13 protein-coding genes are annotated in these 16,848 nt (G+C 67.8%); 10 read left to right on the top strand and 3 right to left on the bottom strand.

Features of this window, described 5'->3' with window-relative positions:
- The first annotated feature begins 116 nt into the window (after positions 1–116).
- The 6 genes from H4F98_RS11790 (at position 117) to H4F98_RS11815 (ending at position 5,153) form a co-directional block, all read left to right on the top strand.
- Positions 117–1,634: a S41 family peptidase gene (locus H4F98_RS11790; RefSeq protein WP_182687899.1), complete on the top strand. Its 1,518-nt coding sequence runs from the start codon at positions 117–119 to the stop codon at positions 1,632–1,634.
- 161 nt (positions 1,635–1,795) lie between these two features.
- Positions 1,796–2,152: an excalibur calcium-binding domain-containing protein gene (locus H4F98_RS11795; protein ID WP_182687901.1), complete on the top strand. Its 357-nt coding sequence runs from the start codon at positions 1,796–1,798 to the stop codon at positions 2,150–2,152.
- A gap of 285 nt (positions 2,153–2,437) precedes the next feature.
- Positions 2,438–2,935 (top strand): M48 family metallopeptidase, encoded by a 498-nt coding sequence (locus H4F98_RS11800; RefSeq protein WP_182687985.1) that lies wholly within the window; start codon positions 2,438–2,440, stop codon positions 2,933–2,935.
- Positions 2,936–2,995: 60 nt separating this feature from the next.
- Positions 2,996–3,757, top strand: a complete 762-nt coding sequence (locus tag H4F98_RS11805) for a class I SAM-dependent methyltransferase (RefSeq protein ID WP_182687903.1) — start codon at positions 2,996–2,998, stop codon at positions 3,755–3,757.
- Positions 3,758–3,951: 194 nt separating this feature from the next.
- Positions 3,952–4,827 carry a protein NO VEIN domain-containing protein gene (locus tag H4F98_RS11810; protein ID WP_182687905.1) on the top strand — a complete coding sequence of 292 codons (876 nt, stop codon included), beginning with the start codon at positions 3,952–3,954 and terminating at the stop codon, positions 4,825–4,827.
- A gap of 89 nt (positions 4,828–4,916) precedes the next feature.
- Positions 4,917–5,153 carry a hypothetical protein gene (locus H4F98_RS11815; protein ID WP_182687907.1) on the top strand — a complete coding sequence of 79 codons (237 nt, stop codon included), beginning with the start codon at positions 4,917–4,919 and terminating at the stop codon, positions 5,151–5,153.
- 616 nt (positions 5,154–5,769) lie between these two features.
- Here H4F98_RS11815 and aceE read toward each other — a convergent pair.
- Positions 5,770–8,475 (bottom strand): pyruvate dehydrogenase (acetyl-transferring), homodimeric type, encoded by a 2,706-nt coding sequence (gene aceE, locus H4F98_RS11820; RefSeq protein ID WP_182687909.1) that lies wholly within the window; start codon positions 8,473–8,475, stop codon positions 5,770–5,772.
- Positions 8,476–8,738: 263 nt separating this feature from the next.
- Here aceE and H4F98_RS11825 point away from each other — a divergent pair, with 263 nt between their 5' ends.
- From H4F98_RS11825 to H4F98_RS11840, 4 genes are read left to right on the top strand one after another with little or no spacing between them, the layout of a single operon-like run.
- The gene (locus H4F98_RS11825; protein ID WP_182687911.1) at positions 8,739–10,730 is read left to right on the top strand and encodes a SpoIIE family protein phosphatase; all 1,992 of its coding nucleotides are present in this window, start codon (positions 8,739–8,741) and stop codon (positions 10,728–10,730) included.
- Positions 10,724–11,158 (top strand): ATP-binding protein, encoded by a 435-nt coding sequence (locus H4F98_RS11830; RefSeq protein ID WP_182687913.1) that lies wholly within the window; start codon positions 10,724–10,726, stop codon positions 11,156–11,158. Before H4F98_RS11825 ends, H4F98_RS11830 begins: the two co-directional genes overlap by 7 nt.
- Entirely contained in the window at positions 11,155–11,538 is a 384-nt protein-coding gene (locus H4F98_RS11835; protein WP_182687916.1) for an STAS domain-containing protein, read from the top strand. Before H4F98_RS11830 ends, H4F98_RS11835 begins: the two co-directional genes overlap by 4 nt.
- Before the next feature lie 28 nt (positions 11,539–11,566).
- Entirely contained in the window at positions 11,567–11,974 is a 408-nt protein-coding gene (locus H4F98_RS11840) for an STAS domain-containing protein (RefSeq protein ID WP_182687918.1), read from the top strand.
- Positions 11,975–12,579: 605 nt separating this feature from the next.
- On the opposite strand, the gene H4F98_RS11845 is transcribed toward H4F98_RS11840, so the two are convergent.
- Positions 12,580–14,874, bottom strand: coding sequence for an NADP-dependent malic enzyme (locus H4F98_RS11845; protein ID WP_182687920.1), 2,295 nt, complete (start codon positions 14,872–14,874; stop codon positions 12,580–12,582).
- A 668-nt stretch (positions 14,875–15,542) separates the two neighbouring features.
- Positions 15,543–16,805, bottom strand: a complete 1,263-nt coding sequence (locus H4F98_RS11850; RefSeq protein WP_182687922.1) for a flavohemoglobin expression-modulating QEGLA motif protein — start codon at positions 16,803–16,805, stop codon at positions 15,543–15,545.
- Between the last annotated feature and the right edge of the window lie 43 nt (positions 16,806–16,848).

Below are 16,848 nucleotides of genomic sequence, written 5' to 3' on the forward strand. Positions count from 1 at the left end.
CGTGGGAGAAAGAGATCAGGAAAGCAGGAGCCTTCCATCATGGTCGGATAGGATGGGCCGGCGTTCCATCGGACGGCAAGCCGCGGACCGTCCGCGGCACCGCTTCCGGAGCCTCCATGCCCCTGCCACGTACCGTCTTGCGCGCCTGTTCCGCCGCCCTGCTGCTCGCCTCGCTCAGCGGCGTCGCCGCCTGCGCGCCGCCGCTCGAACCGTCTCACAAAAGCCCCGACCCCTCCCCGTCCCTGATCGCCCCCGAGGCGCTGCGCGACGACTTCGACGCCCTCTACGCAGGCCTGCAGGCCGCCCACTTCGACCTCTACGCTCACCGCGACAAGGCGGCGTACGAAGCGCTTTACCGCGACATGCGCGCCGGCTTCGACGCGCCGTTGACCCCCGACCAGGCGCGCATCGCCTTCCAGCGCTTCGTCGCGTTCGGCAACGTCGCGCATGCGCGGATCGAGCCGCCGATGGACGCCTGGGAGCGCTTCCGTGTCGCCGGGGGCCGGGCCTTCCCGCTGTACGTCCGCGTACGCGGCGACGAGGCCTTCGTCGTCGATGGTACGGGCGGATTGGCGGGCCTCGAGCCGGGGGACCGCCTGGTGTCGGTCGACGGCGTGCCGGCGATGGACTGGCTGGGCCGCCTGCGCGCGCATGTCTCCGCCGACAACGCCTACATGGCCTGGGCGCAGATGGAGAACCGCCTGCCCGTGCTTGCATGGCTGGAACTGGGCGAGGTCGAGCGCTTCGCCGTCACGGTCGAGAAGCCCGGCGGCCGACGCGCCGAACTCGACGTGCCCGCACGCGACCGCGCGGCCTTCACCGCCGCGAGCGATTCGGAACCCGCGAGATTCGAGCTCGACTGGAATGCCCGCCAGGCCCGCATGCTCGACGGCGGCATCGCCTACCTGCGGCCCGGCCCGTTCTACGACAACCGGCCCGAAGCCCCGCACCCCTGGGACCCGGGCGCTTTCGTCGCCTTCATCGACGATGCCTTCCGGGGCTTCATCGACGCCGGCGCCAAACGCCTCCTGATCGACCTGCGGGACAACCCCGGTGGCGACAACAGTTTCAGCGACCCGATGATCGCCTGGTTCGCCGACACGCCGTTCCGCTTCAGCGAGGCCTTCGAGATCCGCGTCAGCGCGGCCACCGTCGGCTCCAACCGCGCACGGCTCGACGCCCAGGACGGCGACCCCGACAGCACCTCCGCCAAGCTCGCCGCGGCCTATGCCGGGCAGCCGGAGGGGGCCGTCGTGCGATTCCCGATCGACACGGTCGACCCCCGCCCCGCGCCGCGTTTCGACGGCCGGGTCTACCTGCTGGTCAACCGCCACACCTACTCCAACGCGGTGAACGTCGCCGCCCTCGCCCAGGACTTCGGCTTCGCCACGATCGTCGGCGAGGAGACCGCCGACCTGGCCAGCACCTATGGCGCCATGGAGCACTTCACCCTGCCGCGCACGGGTATCGAGGTCGGCTACCCCAAGGCCCGCATCCTCCGCCCGAACGGCGACCCCTCCCCGCGCGGCGTGGTGCCCGACATCGCCATCGACACGCCGATAGTGCCGGGCGAGACGGATGTCGTGCTGGCCCGGGCCGTCGAAGCGATCGAAGCGGCGAACGCGACGCGTTGAGGCACCGCGACCGTAGCCCGGATAAGCGAAGCGCATCCGGGGCATCGCGCCATCCCGGATGCTCAGCGCCTATCCGGCTGCCGCGCGTCCCCATTCACCTCCCAACACCCACCCGGTGCTACCGTCGACGCATCGTAGGAGGACATGGGGGGTGTCCAATGATGACGATCCAACGCCGCGGGGCGATGCTGATGATGTTGGCGATTCCACTCGTCTGGCCGCTCGCGGCCGCCGCGCACAGCGGGGGGCTCAACGCCGAGGGCTGTCACAACGACCGCAAGAACGGTGGCTACCACTGCCACCGCAGTCCTGCGCCCCGTCCACCGCCGCGCGATGATTCGTACATGCTGCAGGCGAACCGGCCAAGCCAGGGGCAAGGACGCCAGGTCATCGGCGGGCAGGCTTACTACGCCAACTGCAGTGCCGCCCGCGCCGCGGCGGCCGCACCGGTGCGCGTCGGCGAGCCGGGATATGGTCGACACCTCGACCGCGACGGCGACGGCATCGGCTGCGAGTAGCGACGGCACCCGTAGCCCGGATAAGCGAAGCGCATCCGGGGCATCGCACCCGGCCCACGCACTGGAAGCGATCGAAGCCATGGACGCGTCGCGCTGAGGCGCCTCTACCGCGCCACGCCGGGTCGAGCAGTCCGTAGCCCGGATAAGCGAAGCGCATCCGGGATTGCGCGATGCCCCGGATGCGCTTCGCTTATCCGGGCTACCCAGGGCGGACGACCCGCGCGCGGCTGGCCCTTCCCCCCGTCGCGGCCCATCATGTGGACCCTCGCCGCATTGCCCGCGCCCATGCACAGCCTCAAGTACCTCGCCGGCTATCCCCCTCACCTGCAGGACCAGGTGCGCGAGCTGATCGCACGGGACCGGCTGGGCGCGATGCTGGCCGACAAGTACCCCGAGCCCCACGCCGTGCGCAACGACGGCCAGCTGTACGACTACGTGCAGGCGCTCAAGAACCGCCACCTGCGCAAGGCGGTGCCGCTGGGCAAGGTCCTCTACGACGGCAAGCTGCAGGTGCTCAAGCACGCCCTGGGCACCCACACCGCGGTGTCGCGCGTCCACGGCGGCCGCCTCAAGGCCAGCCGCGAGATTCGCATCGCCAGCGTGTTCCGCGATGCGCCCGCCGAGTTCCTGAAGATGATCGTGGTGCACGAACTGGCGCACCTGAAGGAAGCCGATCACAACAAGGCCTTCTACCAGCTGTGCGTGCACATGGCGCCGGACTACCACCAGCTGGAGTTCGACCTGCGGCTGTACCTGACGCAGCTGGAGCTCCGGCAGGCCTGACGCCCGGACGCGTCCCGGCTGGATGGCGGGAATGCCCGTTTCCCCGTGTAGCATCGAGCCATGACGACGACCGCCGCCTCCCCCCAAGCCCCCATCGACGAACAGACGCTACGTGCGCGCAATCGGCACTTCTACGACGGCCTCTGGGGCGGCGCCCGGCTGTGCGACCCCGCCGGCTTCAACACCTGGCCGCTGGTCCGGGCCCTGACCGAGCGCGCCACACGACGCCTGGAAGTGGCCCCCGGCCTGCGCCCGCGCTTCCCGGTCGACGGCGGCCATTTCGTCGACATCAGCACGCCGGCGCTCGCCGCGCTGCGCGCCGCTGGGGGACAGGCCCTGCAAGGCAGTGCCGCCGCCCTGCCGTTCCCGGACGCCAGCTTCGACGCCGTCTGCGCCATGGACATCGTCGAGCACCTCGTGGACGACGACGCCGTGCTCGCCGAACTCGCCCGCGTCGCCCGCCCCGGCGCCCACGTCCTGCTCTCCGCCCCCCTGCACCCCGACAGCTGGACCGCCTTCGACGACTTCGTCGGCCACTGCCGCCGCTACGAGCCCGACGCCCTGCTGGCCAAACTCGCCGCCCACGGCCTCACGCTGGAGCGCAGCGCCATCTACGGCATGCAGCCCAAGGCCTCCTGGCTACTCAAACTGGGCATGTGGTTCCTCACCCACCACCGCGCCTTGGCGATGCGCTGGTACAACCGCACCCTCCCCCTCCTCGCCCGTGCCCAGAAGCCACTGGCCCTGGTGAACGGCATGGTGCCCACCGCAGGCGTGGATGAGGTGCTGCTGGTGTGCAGGAAGCGCGCAACGCAGGAGTGAACGGGCAGAGCTGATGCGCACGCCCACCCCTATCCCGTAGCCCGGATAAGCGAAGCGCATCCGGGGATCCCGCAACCCGGGTGCGCTGCGCTTACCCGGGCTACACCGAGAGGTCGTCACTGTCCAACTCTTGGAGGCGATCTCTACGTCCAAACGATATCCTGGACGCAGGCACAGAGGGGACGGCGATGGCGATGGCGATTGACGACGGTGAAACCGGCCAACCGTGGAGCGAAGCGGAAGTGGAGGCGACCGTCGCCGTCTACTTGCAGATGCTCCGAATGCAGGAGATGGGGCAAGTCCCGAACAAGCGAGAACACAATCGCCGCCTTCAGGCTTTGCTGCCCGCTCGGAACGCATCGTCCATCGAGTACAAGCATCGAAACATCAGCGCCGTGCTCAACCTCTTCGGCGTGCAGGCCCTGAACGGCTACAAGGCACTGCCGAACTTCCAGCACATGCTGGTCGACGTCGTAGCTCGCGCCATTGAGCAAGACCGCATGTTGGATGAAGTCAGTCTACGAAGCGTGGAGACACCCGCCGAGCCACCCCTGGTGGAAGACTTCTCCAACTTCGTCGTGCAGATCCCGATCCCCAAGATTGCCGTCGCCGAGCAACGTGCAGACTGGGTTCGCAGAGCGCCGGTCAAGCGCGATTATCTTGAACGTGAGGCACGTAACCGCTCGCTCGGGTTGGCGGGCGAATTGCTGGTCCTGGAGTACGAGCAGCGTCGCTTGCATACCGGAGGTGCTAAGACGCTCGCCAATAAAATTGAACACGTGTCCAAGGACAAGGGCGATGGCACCGGCTACGACATCCTGTCGTTCGATGCAGATGGCCGCGAACGCTTCATTGAGGTCAAGACCACAGCTTACGCCGCGGAAACGCCCTTCTTCATCAGTCCAAATGAGGTCGCATTCTCTGATCAGGAAGCGGACAGGTTCCACCTCTACCGCCTGTTTGGCTTCCGTCGAAAGCCGCAGATGTTCACAGTCCCCGGTGCCGTAGATGCGAACTTCCTGCTCGATCCTGTGAGCTTCCGCGCGACCCTTCTGCGTGCGAGGACATGACTGACGATAGAAGAGCGGACGGGAACTGGCCGCCTCTCTATGTGGCTACGCCGGACCTCGTGTTTACCATGTCGACAGAAGAAGCGAGAATGCTCATCAAGGTTCTCGGCTGCGGCGTTTCCGAAGCCACCGAACTGGATCGGGAGCATGTCGATGCCCTCGTCCTGCGGAACAAGATGATGTATCCCCGCCAGTCCAACAATGTCCCGCACGCGGCCAATTGCCCGCTATCGTCAAGCCCGCTCAACTGTTCGCGCCGGCCGAACGCCTGGCGGGAGGTACGTCTTCGAGAAATCGCCAGGCGCTTGAGGCCTGCCCGCACTTGAGCCAGAGGAGGTCTCGTCGGTTCGAACCGAAACCGCAGCCGGTATCACCCAACCACGCTCGGCAAACCAAAAGAGTCCTCTTCTTCGCACCAGGGTAGTTCGCTGCCATATTGCATTCGACCGAACTACTTTCGGCGCAATGCCCTCCGGTTATTGCGCCCTACGGCCCTACAAGACCGTGATAGCGAGGATCATCACAACTGGTCACCACCAAAAGTCGACTCTGACCCCTGTTTTCGCACGCACTGACCTAGCGGAACAGCTAGGCGCGTACGCGGATATCTTTGGTTGCACTACGGTAATTGCAGCGGCCTACCAGCTCTGGTTCGACCCGGTCGCTGAAAAGCCCCGTCGAGGCTCAGGCGGAAAAGGCCTTGGTTCGCCTCGTCGGCTCGTCGCGGTTGTTCGTCAACTTCAGCTCACCTACGACCTTTCCGATTGCCCTTTGCCAGAATTTCTTGGACTGCTGCCAAGCGAGTTCAAGAAGTGGCTGCAGGCCTCAGCCGCAGAATTCACCACAGCAACTCGCGCCTAGGTTTAGGAAAGCCGGCTGAGCGATCCATATGAAGTCAAGGCGTCCTTCCGGCCGCCCTGACTCTTGATGAAAACAAAAACATCAAACCCCAATCGGATTCGGCTTGTCCACGTCGATCTTGTACTGCTTGATCGCCCTTGCAACGTCCTTGGCGCTCATCTTGCCGTCGGCGGCGAGGGCCTCGATCGCGGCCAGGGCGATGTAGTGGCGGTCGACTTCGAAGTGGCGGCGGAGGTTGGCGCGGGTGTCGCTGCGGCCGAAGCCGTCGGTGCCGAGGACGGTGTAGCGCATCGGCACGTATTCGCGGATCTGGTCGGCGTAGGTGCGGATGTAGTCGGTGGCGGCGATGGCGGGGCCCTGGCGGCCTTCCAGCAGCTCGGTGACGTAGGGCTTGCGCGGCTTCTTGGCTTCGGGGTTGTAGCGGTTGTGGCGGGTGGCGTCGATGCCATCGCGGCCGAGCTCGTTGAAGCTGGGGCAGGACCAGATGTCGGCGGTGACGCCGAAGTCCTTGTCCAGCAGTTCGGCCGCGGCGATGGCTTCGCGCAGGATGGTGCCGCTGCCGAGCAGCTGCACGCGCAGTTCCCCCTTCTTGGGCTTGCCGGCGTCCTGGAGCAGGTACATGCCCTTGATGATCCCCTCGGCGCTGCCCTCGGGCATGTCCGGGTGGGGGTAGTTCTCGTTCATCAGGGTGACGTAGAAGTACTCGTCGCGCTGCTCGGCTACCATGCGCTGCATGCCGTGCTGCATGATGGTGACGACTTCATAGCTGAAGGTCGGGTCGTAGCTGCGGCAGTTGGGGATCAGGCCGGCCTGGACCATGCCGTGGCCGTCCTCGTGCTGCAGGCCTTCGCCGTTGAGCGTGGTGCGGCCGGCGGTGGCGCCGAGCAGGAAACCGCGCGCGCGCATGTCGGCGGCCTGCCAGGCGGAGTCGCCGATGCGCTGGAAGCCGAACATCGAGTAGTAGATGTAGAACGGCAGCATCTGCAGGTCGTTGGTGCTGTAGCTGGTGGCGCAGGCCATCCAGCTGGCGAAGGCGCCCGCCTCGGTGATGCCCTCCTCGAGCACCTGGCCGGCGGCGTCCTCGCGGTAGTACATGAGCTGGTCGCGGTCGACGGGCTTGTACTTCTGCCCCTTCGGCGCGTAGATGCCGAGCTGGCGGAACAGGCCTTCCATGCCGAAGGTGCGCGCTTCGTCGGCGACGATCGGCACGCAGCGCGGGCCGACCTGCTTGTCGCGCAGGGTGATGTTGAGCATCTGCACGAAGGCCATCGTCGTGCTGATCTCGCGGTCGCCGGTGGACTTGAGCAGGCGCTCGTAGGTCGCAAGTGCGGGCACTTCGAGCGCGGTGCTGGCCTTGCGGCGGCGCTGCGGCAGGAAGCCGCCGAGGGCCTGGCGGCGCTCGAGCATGTACTGCACTTCCTCGGAGTCCTTGCCAGGGTGGTAGAACGGCACCTGGCCGTCGGCGAGCTGGGCGTCGGTGACCGGCACGTTGAAGCGGTCGCGGAACAGGCGCACGGCCTCGTCGTCCATCTTCTTGGTGCCGTGGGTCGGGTTGAGCGACTCGCCCGAGGCGCCCATGCCGTAGCCCTTGACGGTCTTGGCGAGGATGACCGTGGGCATGCCCTGCATCTTCGTCGCCGCGTCGTAGGCGGCGTAGACCTTGTGCGGGTCGTGGCCGCCGCGGTTGAGGCGCCAGACGTCCTCGTCGCTCATGTTGGCGACCAGGCGCGCGGTCTCGGGATACTTGCCGAAGAAATGCTCGCGGGTGTACGCGCCGCCGAAGGCCTTGCAGTTCTGGTATTCGCCGTCGACGGTTTCCATCATCAGCTGGCGCAGCTTGCCGGTGGTGTCGCGGGCCAGGAGCGGGTCCCAGTAGCTGCCCCAGATGGTCTTGATGACGTTCCAGCCGGCGCCGCGGAACTGGCCTTCCAGTTCCTGGATGATCTTGCCGTTGCCGCGCACCGGGCCGTCGAGGCGCTGCAGGTTGCAGTTGATGACGAAGACCAGGTTGTCCAGGCCTTCGCGGCCGGCGACCGAGATCGCGCCCAGGCTCTCGGGCTCGTCGCACTCGCCGTCGCCCATGAAGCACCAGACCTTGCGGTCGGTCTTGGGGATCAGCCCGCGGCCTTCGAGGTACTTCCAGTTGCGCGCCTGGTAGATGGCGGCGATCGGGCCCAGGCCCATCGACACGGTGGGCACCTGCCAGTAGTCGGGCATCAGCCACGGGTGCGGGTAGGAGCTGACGCCGCGGCCGTCGACTTCCATGCGGAAATGGTCGAGCTGGGATTCGCTCAGGCGGCCTTCGAGGAAGGAGCGCGCGTAGATGCCGGGCGAGCTGTGGCCCTGCACGCAGATCAGGTCGCCGGGGTGGTCGCCCTCGGGACCGCGCCAGAAATGGTTGAAGCCGACGTCATACAGCGTCGCCGCCGAGGCGAAGCTGGCGATGTGGCCGCCCAGGTCGCCGGGCTTGCGGTTGGCGCGCACCACCATCGCCATCGCGTTCCAGCGGATCAGCGAGCGGATGCGCCACTCCATGGTCTGGTCGCCCGGGGTCTTGGGCTCCAGGTGCGGCGGGATCGTGTTGATGTATTCGGTGGTCGGCGCGAACGGCAGGTGCGCACCGGCGCGACGCGTGACCTCGACCATGCCTTCGAGCAGCTGGTGGGCGCGTTCGGCGCCGTCGTTGGCGATGACGGCCTGGACCGACTCGACCCATTCCTGGGTCTCGGTGGGATCGGGATCGTTGTGCAGCAGGTCTGCGAAGGGGCTTTCGTAGGTCGGGCTCATTGAATTCGCGGCCCCGTGGCCACGCCTCGGTCGTAGGGGTATAGAAAGAGTCAGACCCGGGATTCTAGCAGGGCCGATGACAGCGCCAGACGGTGCTTTGGTCGCGTCCACGGCCTGTCCACCGGACATTCGCAGGCGTATTGAAGGGCGCCCGCCCGGGCTGCACGCGACCACCGCGACGGCGTCCACATCTTCAAGACAATCGGCGTGCTTATGATCGAGGCCGGGGTGCCCGTGCGGGGCGTCCGGGGGCGGACAATCGGATGAACGCGGGCGAGCATTCTCCTCGAGCCGGCGCCGCGAACGGCGCGGATGCCAGCGGCGTGCACTGGCGCGACAGCCTGCGCACCCGCATCGCGCTCTGGTCGGGCCTGATGGCGGTGGCGGTGGTGGTGGTGCTGACCCTGGCGATGGCGGCCTACCTGCGCCGCGACATCGCCGAGGATGCGCGGCTGGACACGCTCGCCAACGCGCGCCAGGCGGCCGAGCACCTCGACACCATGATGCACACCCTCGCGGTGACCACCGACGGCATGTCGTTGCTGGCGGCCGACACCGCGCTGGAGCCGTCGGTGCTGTCCGACACCCTGCGTGCGTTGATCGAGGCCACCCCGGGCTGCGTGGGCGGGCTGCTGGCGCTGGAGCCGCGCGGGCCCGGTGGCGCGCCGCATGCGGGCTACGTGGGCCTGGACGTGCCCGACAGGGACTTCATCGCGATGGGCTACGACTACCGCGCGCAGGCCTGGTTCCAGAAGACCCTGGAATCGCGCGAGGGCTGGTGGTCGGAGCCCTACCTCAACGAGACCGCCGGCGACGTGTGGATGGTCACCTACAACGCCGCCCTGTGGCCCGACGGCGCGGACGAGGCGCGCGGCATGGTCAGCCTGGACCTGCCACTGACCACGCTCACCGACGACCTGCAGACCCTGGCCCACCTGCCCGGCTGGCGGGTGACGCTGGTCGCGCCCGACGGCACCCTCGCCCTGCACCCGGAGATCGACGTCACCCGCGAGACGCGCACGGTCGGCGAGCTGGCCGAGGCCTTCGGCCGCGACGACCTGGCGCCGGCGATCGAGGCCATCCGCCAGCACCGCAGCTTCCAGATGGCGCATGCCGATGCCAACACCGGTGAGCAGCGCTTCACCGTGGTCGAGCCGGTCGGCGACAGCGGCTGGTCCCTGCTGGTCTCGCAATCGCACGCGCTGATGGCGGCCAAGCTCAACGAGGCCCTGCTCTGGCTGGCGGCGGGCGGGATCGTGCTCAGCCTGCTGTGCACGCTGCTGGTGCGCCGGCTGGCACGCAGGATCGCGCAGCCGGTGAGGCGCCTGTCGGCCTCGGCCGCGCAGCTGGCCAATGGCGACTATGAAACGCCGGTCGCCGACACCCGCCGGCGCGACGAGGTCGGGGTGATGGCGCGCACGCTGGAACATGCGCGCACGTCCATCCAGCGGCAGCTCACCGAGATCGAGGAAATGGGCGCGGCGCGGCAGAAGCTGGAGAGCGAACTGTCGATCGCGCGCGACATCCAGCTGGCGATGCTGCCGCCGGGACGCGTGATCGACCGCGCCGACCACCACCTGGAGGCCTACGCCCAGCTGGAGCCGGCCAAGGCCGTGGGCGGCGATTTCTACAGCTTCGTCGAACTCGCCGACGGCGACCTGTGGTTCGCGATCGGCGACGTCTCCGACAAGGGCGTGCCGGCGGCCTTGTTCATGGCCCGCAGCACCACCGTGCTCGAGGTCGCCGCGCGCGCCAGCGGCGACCCGCCCGACGTGCTCGCGCGCGCCTCGCGGCGCCTGGTGGAAGGCAACGACACCTGCATGTTCGCGACCGTGCTGTGCGGCCGCATCAACGTGCGCACCGGCGACTGCGTGCTCGCCAGCGCCGGCCACGACCCGCCGGTCCTGCTGCACCCGGACGGGCGCATCGAAACGCTGGAAGTGGAGACGGGACCGCCGCTGGGCTTCGAGGTCAGCGCCGATTTCCCACGCTGGGAAGGCCGGCTGGAGCCGGGCATGACCTTGCTTGCGTATACCGACGGGGTGACCGAAGCCTTCGATGCCGGTAACGTCGCCTTTGGCATGGAGGGCATGATCGCCAGCATCGGCGCCGGTCGCGACGCGCGCGACCAGTGCGAGCACCTGATCGCCGACGTCCATGCCTATGCGCACCCGGCGGCGCAGGACGACATCACCGTGCTGGCGATCCGCCTGCGCCAGGACGCGCCCCACCTGCAAGAGGAGGCCCCATGCTGATCCGCCTGATCGTCCCCGGAGAACTGGCACGCGTCGAGGACATGAACGCATCGCTGGAAGCGGTGCTCATGCGCCATGGCATCGACCAGGCGCTGCGCGACGACGTGCGGCTGATCGTCGAGGAGCTGGCCAGCAACGTGATCAAGTACGGCGGCGACCCGAAGGGCATCCCCCGGCACGAGCTGTCGGTGCACATCGGCATCGACGACAGGCGCCTGCAACTGGAGTTCCGCGACACCGGCGCGCCGTTCGACCCCACCGCCGAGCCCGAACCCGACCTGGATGGGGATATCCTCGAACGCGACATCGGCGGCCTGGGCCTGCACCTCATCCGCAGCCTCGCCGAGTCGGTCGACTACCGCCGCGAAGAGCCCTACAACCTGCTGGACCTCAGCCTGCGCCTGAACGCCACGGAGAACGCGTCATGAGCCTCGACATCACCATCCATCCGCCCGCCGACACCCAGCGGGTGGTCATCGCCGGCCGCCTCGACACCCATACCTATGCCGAGCTCGACGAGGCCCTGGTGCCGGTCCTCGCCGACCCCGGGGTCGGCACCCTGCTGCTGGACCTGGGCAGCCTCGAGTACATCAGCTCGGCCGGCATCCGCTCGCTGTTCAAGGCGCGCAAGGCCCTGGCCACGCGCGGCGGCAAGGTGCTGATCGCGAACCCGCAACCTCAGATCCGCAAGGTCTTCGACATGGTCAAGGCCGTGCCGATGAACGAGATCTTCGCCTCGGTGGAGGAAGCCGACGCCTACCTCGACGCCATGCAGCGCAAGGTGCTGCAGGGCGACGACGAGGTCTGACCGACCCATCGCGCAGGGACCGCCCGCCATGCCCCTGGACATCGACGTCTATCCGGCCGTCAACGGCAACCAATACCTGAAGGTCTCGGGTCGCCTGGACTCGCACACCTACGAAGCGCTGGCCGAGCGCCTGGCCCCGCTGCTCGCCGAGCAGCCGCGTGCGCTGGTGCTCGACCTCGCCCACCTGGACTACATCAGCAGCGCCGGCATCCGTTGCATCCTGCAGGCGCGGCAGGCGCTGGCGCCGAGCCATGGCCACGTGCTGGTCCTGCACCCGCAGGCGCAGATCCGCAAGGTCCTCGACCTCGCCCGCGCCGTCCCGCTGGACGCCATCTTCAACACCACCGAGGCGCTCGACGCCTACCTCGACCAGGTGCAGAGGCAGGTGCTCGACGGCGAGATATGGGGCGAAAGCGAACCTGCGCGCGAGGATTGAATGACTTCGCGGTCGCGACGCGGGGCGGGGCGGGGGCCGCGTCGTATCGGATACCTTCGCCGGGTAGCCATCCCACGCGGGGTGCAATGAGCGTTGCTTATTGCGCCCTACAAGATCCGCAGACGACGTCGCATGGCCTGTCGTAGGGTGTAATAAGCGCAGCGCATTGCACCGGATGGGGGCGATCGACTCGAACATGGCGCGCGGCGATGGGGGTCGCTTCGCTCGACCCATCCTACGGGGCCTATCTCGTCGAGATGAGACGAAGAAGCCGGAAATCCAAAGGCTGGATCCCAGCGTTCGCTGGGATGACGGTGTGCGGATTCACTGCTCTGGGGAAAATGTGCGATCACGACCTCCCGAGGCAATGAGGCAAAGCTTGTCGTGCCCTTCGTTACTCCATGTCACGTCATCCCAGCGGACGCTGGGATCCAGCTCTTACTCGTTGCGGCCACCGTAGAAACAGCCACCGGCAACGGAGATCCCCACACGCAAGCGGGTACAACGCTTGGCCGCATGGCGTGTCGTAGGGTGCAACAAACGCAGCGCATTGCACCGCATGGGAATGCGCGGGCCCGGCCGGGTCGGCGGGCCCGCGCGTGGGGTCAGCCGCGCGGGTTGGCCAGGCGGGCGGCGCGGATCTGGGCGTCGACGGCGGCGATCGCGGTCATGTTGACGACGCGGCGCGAGGTCGAGTTCGGCGTGAGGATGTGCGCCGGCTTGTCCAGGCCCATCAGGATCGGGCCGATGGCGACGCCCTCGGTCATCATCCGGATCATGTTGTAGGTGATGTTGGCCGCGTCCAGGTTGGGCATCACGAACAGGTTGGCGCGCCCCTTGAGCCGGGTGTTGGGGAAGATGCGGTGGCGCAGCTCCTCGTCCCAGGCGGTGTCGGCCATCATCTCGCCGTCGACCTCGAGCTTGGGCGCGCGCTGGGCGATGATCTCGCGGACCTTGCGCATCTTCGCCGCGGAGGCGTTGTCGTGGCTGCCGAAGTTGGAGTGCGACAGCAGCGCCACCTTCGGCTCCACGCCGAACAGCTTCAGGCGGTAGGTCGCCTGCAGGGTGGCTTCGGCGATCTGCTCGGCGGGCGGGTCGACCTGCACGTGGGTGTCGAGGAAGAACCACACGCCCTTGTCGTTGATCACGCCGGTCATCGCGGCGGTGCCGGTGACGCCCTTCTCGAAGTCGAAGACGCTGCGCAGGTAGCCGAGCTTCTTGTGGAAGCGCCCCACCAGGCCGCAGATCATCGCGTCGGCCTCGCCACGCTCGACCATCAGCGCCGAGATCAGGGTGGGCCGCGAGCGCAGCAGGTTCTTGGCCGCCGCCGGGGTGACACCGCGGCGCTCGGTCATGGCGTGGTACTGCTGCCAATAGTCGTTGAAGCGCGGATCGTCGTTGATGTTGGTCAATTCGAAATCGGTGCCCTCGCGCATGCGCAGGCCGAGGCGCTCGATGCGCGCGTGGATCACGTCGGGACGACCGATCAGGATCGGGAACGCCAGGCGTTCGTCGACCACGGTCTGCACGGCGCGCAGGACGGTCTCTTCCTCGCCCTCGGCATAGACAACGCGCTTGCGGTCGGCACGGGCGCGGTCGTAGACCGGCTTCATCACCAGGCCGGTGCGGTGGATGAACTGGCCGAGCTGCTCGACGTAGGCCTCCACGTCCTCGATGGGGCGGGTGGCGACGCCGGACTTCATCGCCGCCAACGCCACCGCGGGGGCCAGCATCACCAGCAGGCGCGGGTCGAACGGGCGCGGGATCAGGTAGTCGGCGCCGAAGGTCGGGATGTCGCCGCCGTAGGCATTGCCCAGGTCGCCGGCTTCCATGCGCGCCAGGCGGGCGATCGCGCGCACGCAGGCCAGCTTCATGTCCTCGTTGATCACCGTGGCGCCGACGTCGAGCGCACCGCGGAAGATGTAGGGGAAGCACAGTGCGTTGTTGACCTGGTTCGGGTAGTCCGAGCGGCCGGTCGCGATGATGCAGTCCGGGCGCACCTGCTTGGCGTCCTCGGGCAGGATCTCCGGGTACGGGTTGGCCAGCGCCAGGATGATCGGCTTCTCGGCCATGGTCGCGACCATCTCGGGCTTGAGCACGCCACCGGCGGAGAGGCCGAGGAACACGTCCGCGCCCTGGACGATGTCGGCCAGGGTGCGCTTGTCGGTGTCGCGGGCGTAGCGCGCCTTGTCGGCGTCCATGTGCTCGCGTCCGGTGTAGAGCACGCCGTCGCGATCGACCGCGAGGATGTTCTCGGGCTTCATGCCCAGCGCGACCAGCATGTCCAGGCAGGCGATGCCCGCGGCGCCGGCGCCGGAGGTGGCGAGCTTGACGTCCTCGATTTCCTTGCCGGCCACTTCCAGGGCGTTGAGCACGGCGGCGCCGACGATGATCGCGGTGCCGTGCTGGTCGTCGTGGAACACCGGGATCTTCATGCGCTCGCGCAGTTTGCGCTCGACGATGAAGCACTCCGGCGCCTTGATGTCCTCGAGGTTGATGCCGCCGAAGGTCGGCTCCAGGCTGGCGATGATGTCGACCAGCTTGTCCGGGTCGCGTTCGTCGACTTCGATGTCGAACACGTCGATGCCGGCGAACTTCTGGAACAGCACGCCCTTGCCTTCCATGACCGGCTTGCCGGCCAGTGCACCGATGTCGCCCAGGCCGAGCACCGCGGTGCCGTTGCTGACCACCGCCACCAGGTTGCCGCGCGCGGTGTAGTCGCGGGCAGTGTTGGGGTCGGCCGCGATCGCCTCGCAGGCATAGGCCACGCCCGGCGAGTACGCCAAGGCAAGGTCGCGCTGGGTCACCATCGGCTTGGTGGCGGTGACCTTGATCTTGCCGGGGGGGCTGAGACGGTGGTAGTCGAGCGCGGCTTGCTTGAAGGCGTCGTTTTCGGACATCACGGGGGAAATCAGGGACGGGAGCCCGATTCTACCGGGGATGGCCGGGAGGGACAGGGGCGAACAGCCGCACGGCGGCCAGCGGGCGCGGCATCGACGGCCCCTGTTCACATTCGTGGCAAGCGGCCGGCATTGGCACAGTACGGTTACGTATTGGCGCGCACGCGGGAATGCACGGCGCCCAAACCGGCGAAGGCCGAAATCAAGGGCCCATGCAAAGGCAGCCTAGCCGTGGGGTGGATCGAGCCGAAGGCGATACCCACCGTCGCCACCATCGGCTACGACGCACGATGGGTTTTGCTTCGCGCTACCCATCCTACGGTGCTGCCCGAAAGGCTGGATCCCAGCGTGCGCTGGGGTGAGGCGGACCGCTTGCGCGGCACAGCCGCGCGGTCTGGCCGAACGCCCAGCGCGCTGCGCTGGGCCGGGGTCGAATTGCCCGCCCTTGGTCGCGCCAATACCAGGTGGATCGAGCCGAACGCGATACCCACTGTCGCCGCTGCCGGCCATGACGCACGATGGGTTTTGCTTCGCGCTACCCATCCTACGAGAGCAGGCGTTGCGACCGGGACGCGGGGTGCCTCACATTCCCCACTCCCCACTCCCCAATCACCAATCACCAATCACCAATCACCAATCACCAATCACCAATCACCAATCACCAATCACTAGAAAGCCAACGGCTCGTCGCCGCCGGCAATGGCGTCCAGGCGGATGCGGTTGGCGAACAGGGAGAAGGCCAGCATGCCGGCCAGGCCGTTGGCGCGGGTGATCCAGTGCGGCATCCAGCGCGCGGGCTCGAGCACGCCCTCGACGAACAAGGGCTCGAAGCGCTGGACGTCGTCGAGCGTCATCTTGCCGGCGAACAGCCAGCGGCACAGCTGCAGCTTCTGCTCGCGCAGCGCCCAGCGGAAGAAGGTGTGCACCGACACCAGGCCCCGCAGGTACACCGCATCCTTGGTGAAGGCCGCCCCGCCGGTGACCGGGCAGCCGCGAAACACCCGCTGGGCCGAGGCGAAGCTCTCCTCGTCGGTCTGGCCGGCGGCCAGGAAGTAGCGGAAGACCTCGATGAAGTCGGCGCCGCGCAGGGCCATGTCGACGGCCTCGATGCGCAGGCTGATGCGCTTCATGCGACCGATATCGATGCTGCCGGTGATCTGTTCGGCGAAGGTGGCCAGGCCTTCCTGGGTTTCCGTGCTGCGCGGCGAGGCCAGGCCCAGGCTGGCGAGCACCGGCTGCGCGCGACCGTTGATCGCGGTCAGCGAATGGACGAAGGCCTCGTGCTGGAGCAGCTGGTCGCGATCGTAGTCGCTGAAGGCGGCGTTGGAGCGCAGGCGGATGCGGGTGGCGCCGGCGGCGGCCTTGGCGATCATGTCCGGGTCGAGTTCGACCTCGATCACCCGTTCGCCGAAGAAGTTGTCGAGGTCGCGCTGCAGTTGCAGCTGCAAGGCGGTCGCCGACACGGTGATGTGCTCGGCCGGGGCCAGCAACTCGCGGTCGAGCTCGTCGGCGATCGAGATGAAATGCAGCGCCGCCTCGACCGCACTGGGTCCCTTGCCCGGCAAGGCTTCGTCGGGCCGTCCATAGAGCTGGATGGAATAGCGACTGACCTCGGCGGTGCCCAGCGATTCGAGCAGGCGGGTGGCGGTGCTCCAGCTGTGCGCGGACTCGCGCAGGTACTGGCCCAGCGGGTGGTCGGGATCGGCGTCGGCGGCCACCGCGTCCAGTTCGGCGCGGACCTCGCTGAAGTCGTGGCGCGGATACTCGATGCGCGGCAGGATCGCCGCGCCGCGCGCGTGGTCGGCCAGGAAGCGCGCCTCGACCTCGGCGGGCCAGCTGGTCAGCGAAAGAAGGTGGATGCCCCGCGCGGCCTTGACCATCCGCTCGTCGAGCGCGGCATGGTGGGCGATGTCTGGCGGGAAATCCGGCATGGCGTGGACGGGGCCCGGGAAGCTGCTTCGCCCCGAGCATAGC

The organism is Marilutibacter spongiae, from assembly GCF_014145325.1.
In the GTDB taxonomy this organism is placed as follows: Bacteria; Pseudomonadota; Gammaproteobacteria; order Xanthomonadales; family Xanthomonadaceae; genus Marilutibacter; species Marilutibacter spongiae.

Excerpts from the sequence above, each read along its gene's own strand:
- H4F98_RS11790 (WP_182687899.1), top strand. The coding sequence starts at position 117 with ATGCCCCTGCCACGTACCGTCTTGCGCGCCTGTTCCGCCGCCCTGCTG.
- H4F98_RS11795 (WP_182687901.1), top strand. The coding sequence starts at position 1,796 with ATGACGATCCAACGCCGCGGGGCGATGCTGATGATGTTGGCGATTCCA.
- H4F98_RS11800 (WP_182687985.1), top strand. The coding sequence starts at position 2,438 with ATGCACAGCCTCAAGTACCTCGCCGGCTATCCCCCTCACCTGCAGGAC.
- H4F98_RS11805 (WP_182687903.1), top strand. The coding sequence starts at position 2,996 with ATGACGACGACCGCCGCCTCCCCCCAAGCCCCCATCGACGAACAGACG.
- H4F98_RS11810 (WP_182687905.1), top strand. The coding sequence starts at position 3,952 with ATGGCGATTGACGACGGTGAAACCGGCCAACCGTGGAGCGAAGCGGAA.
- H4F98_RS11815 (WP_182687907.1), top strand. The coding sequence starts at position 4,917 with ATGCTCATCAAGGTTCTCGGCTGCGGCGTTTCCGAAGCCACCGAACTG.
- aceE (WP_182687909.1), bottom strand. The coding sequence starts at position 8,475 with ATGAGCCCGACCTACGAAAGCCCCTTCGCAGACCTGCTGCACAACGAT.
- H4F98_RS11825 (WP_182687911.1), top strand. The coding sequence starts at position 8,739 with ATGAACGCGGGCGAGCATTCTCCTCGAGCCGGCGCCGCGAACGGCGCG.
- H4F98_RS11830 (WP_182687913.1), top strand. The coding sequence starts at position 10,724 with ATGCTGATCCGCCTGATCGTCCCCGGAGAACTGGCACGCGTCGAGGAC.
- H4F98_RS11835 (WP_182687916.1), top strand. The coding sequence starts at position 11,155 with ATGAGCCTCGACATCACCATCCATCCGCCCGCCGACACCCAGCGGGTG.
- H4F98_RS11840 (WP_182687918.1), top strand. The coding sequence starts at position 11,567 with ATGCCCCTGGACATCGACGTCTATCCGGCCGTCAACGGCAACCAATAC.
- H4F98_RS11845 (WP_182687920.1), bottom strand. The coding sequence starts at position 14,874 with ATGTCCGAAAACGACGCCTTCAAGCAAGCCGCGCTCGACTACCACCGT.
- H4F98_RS11850 (WP_182687922.1), bottom strand. The coding sequence starts at position 16,805 with ATGCCGGATTTCCCGCCAGACATCGCCCACCATGCCGCGCTCGACGAG.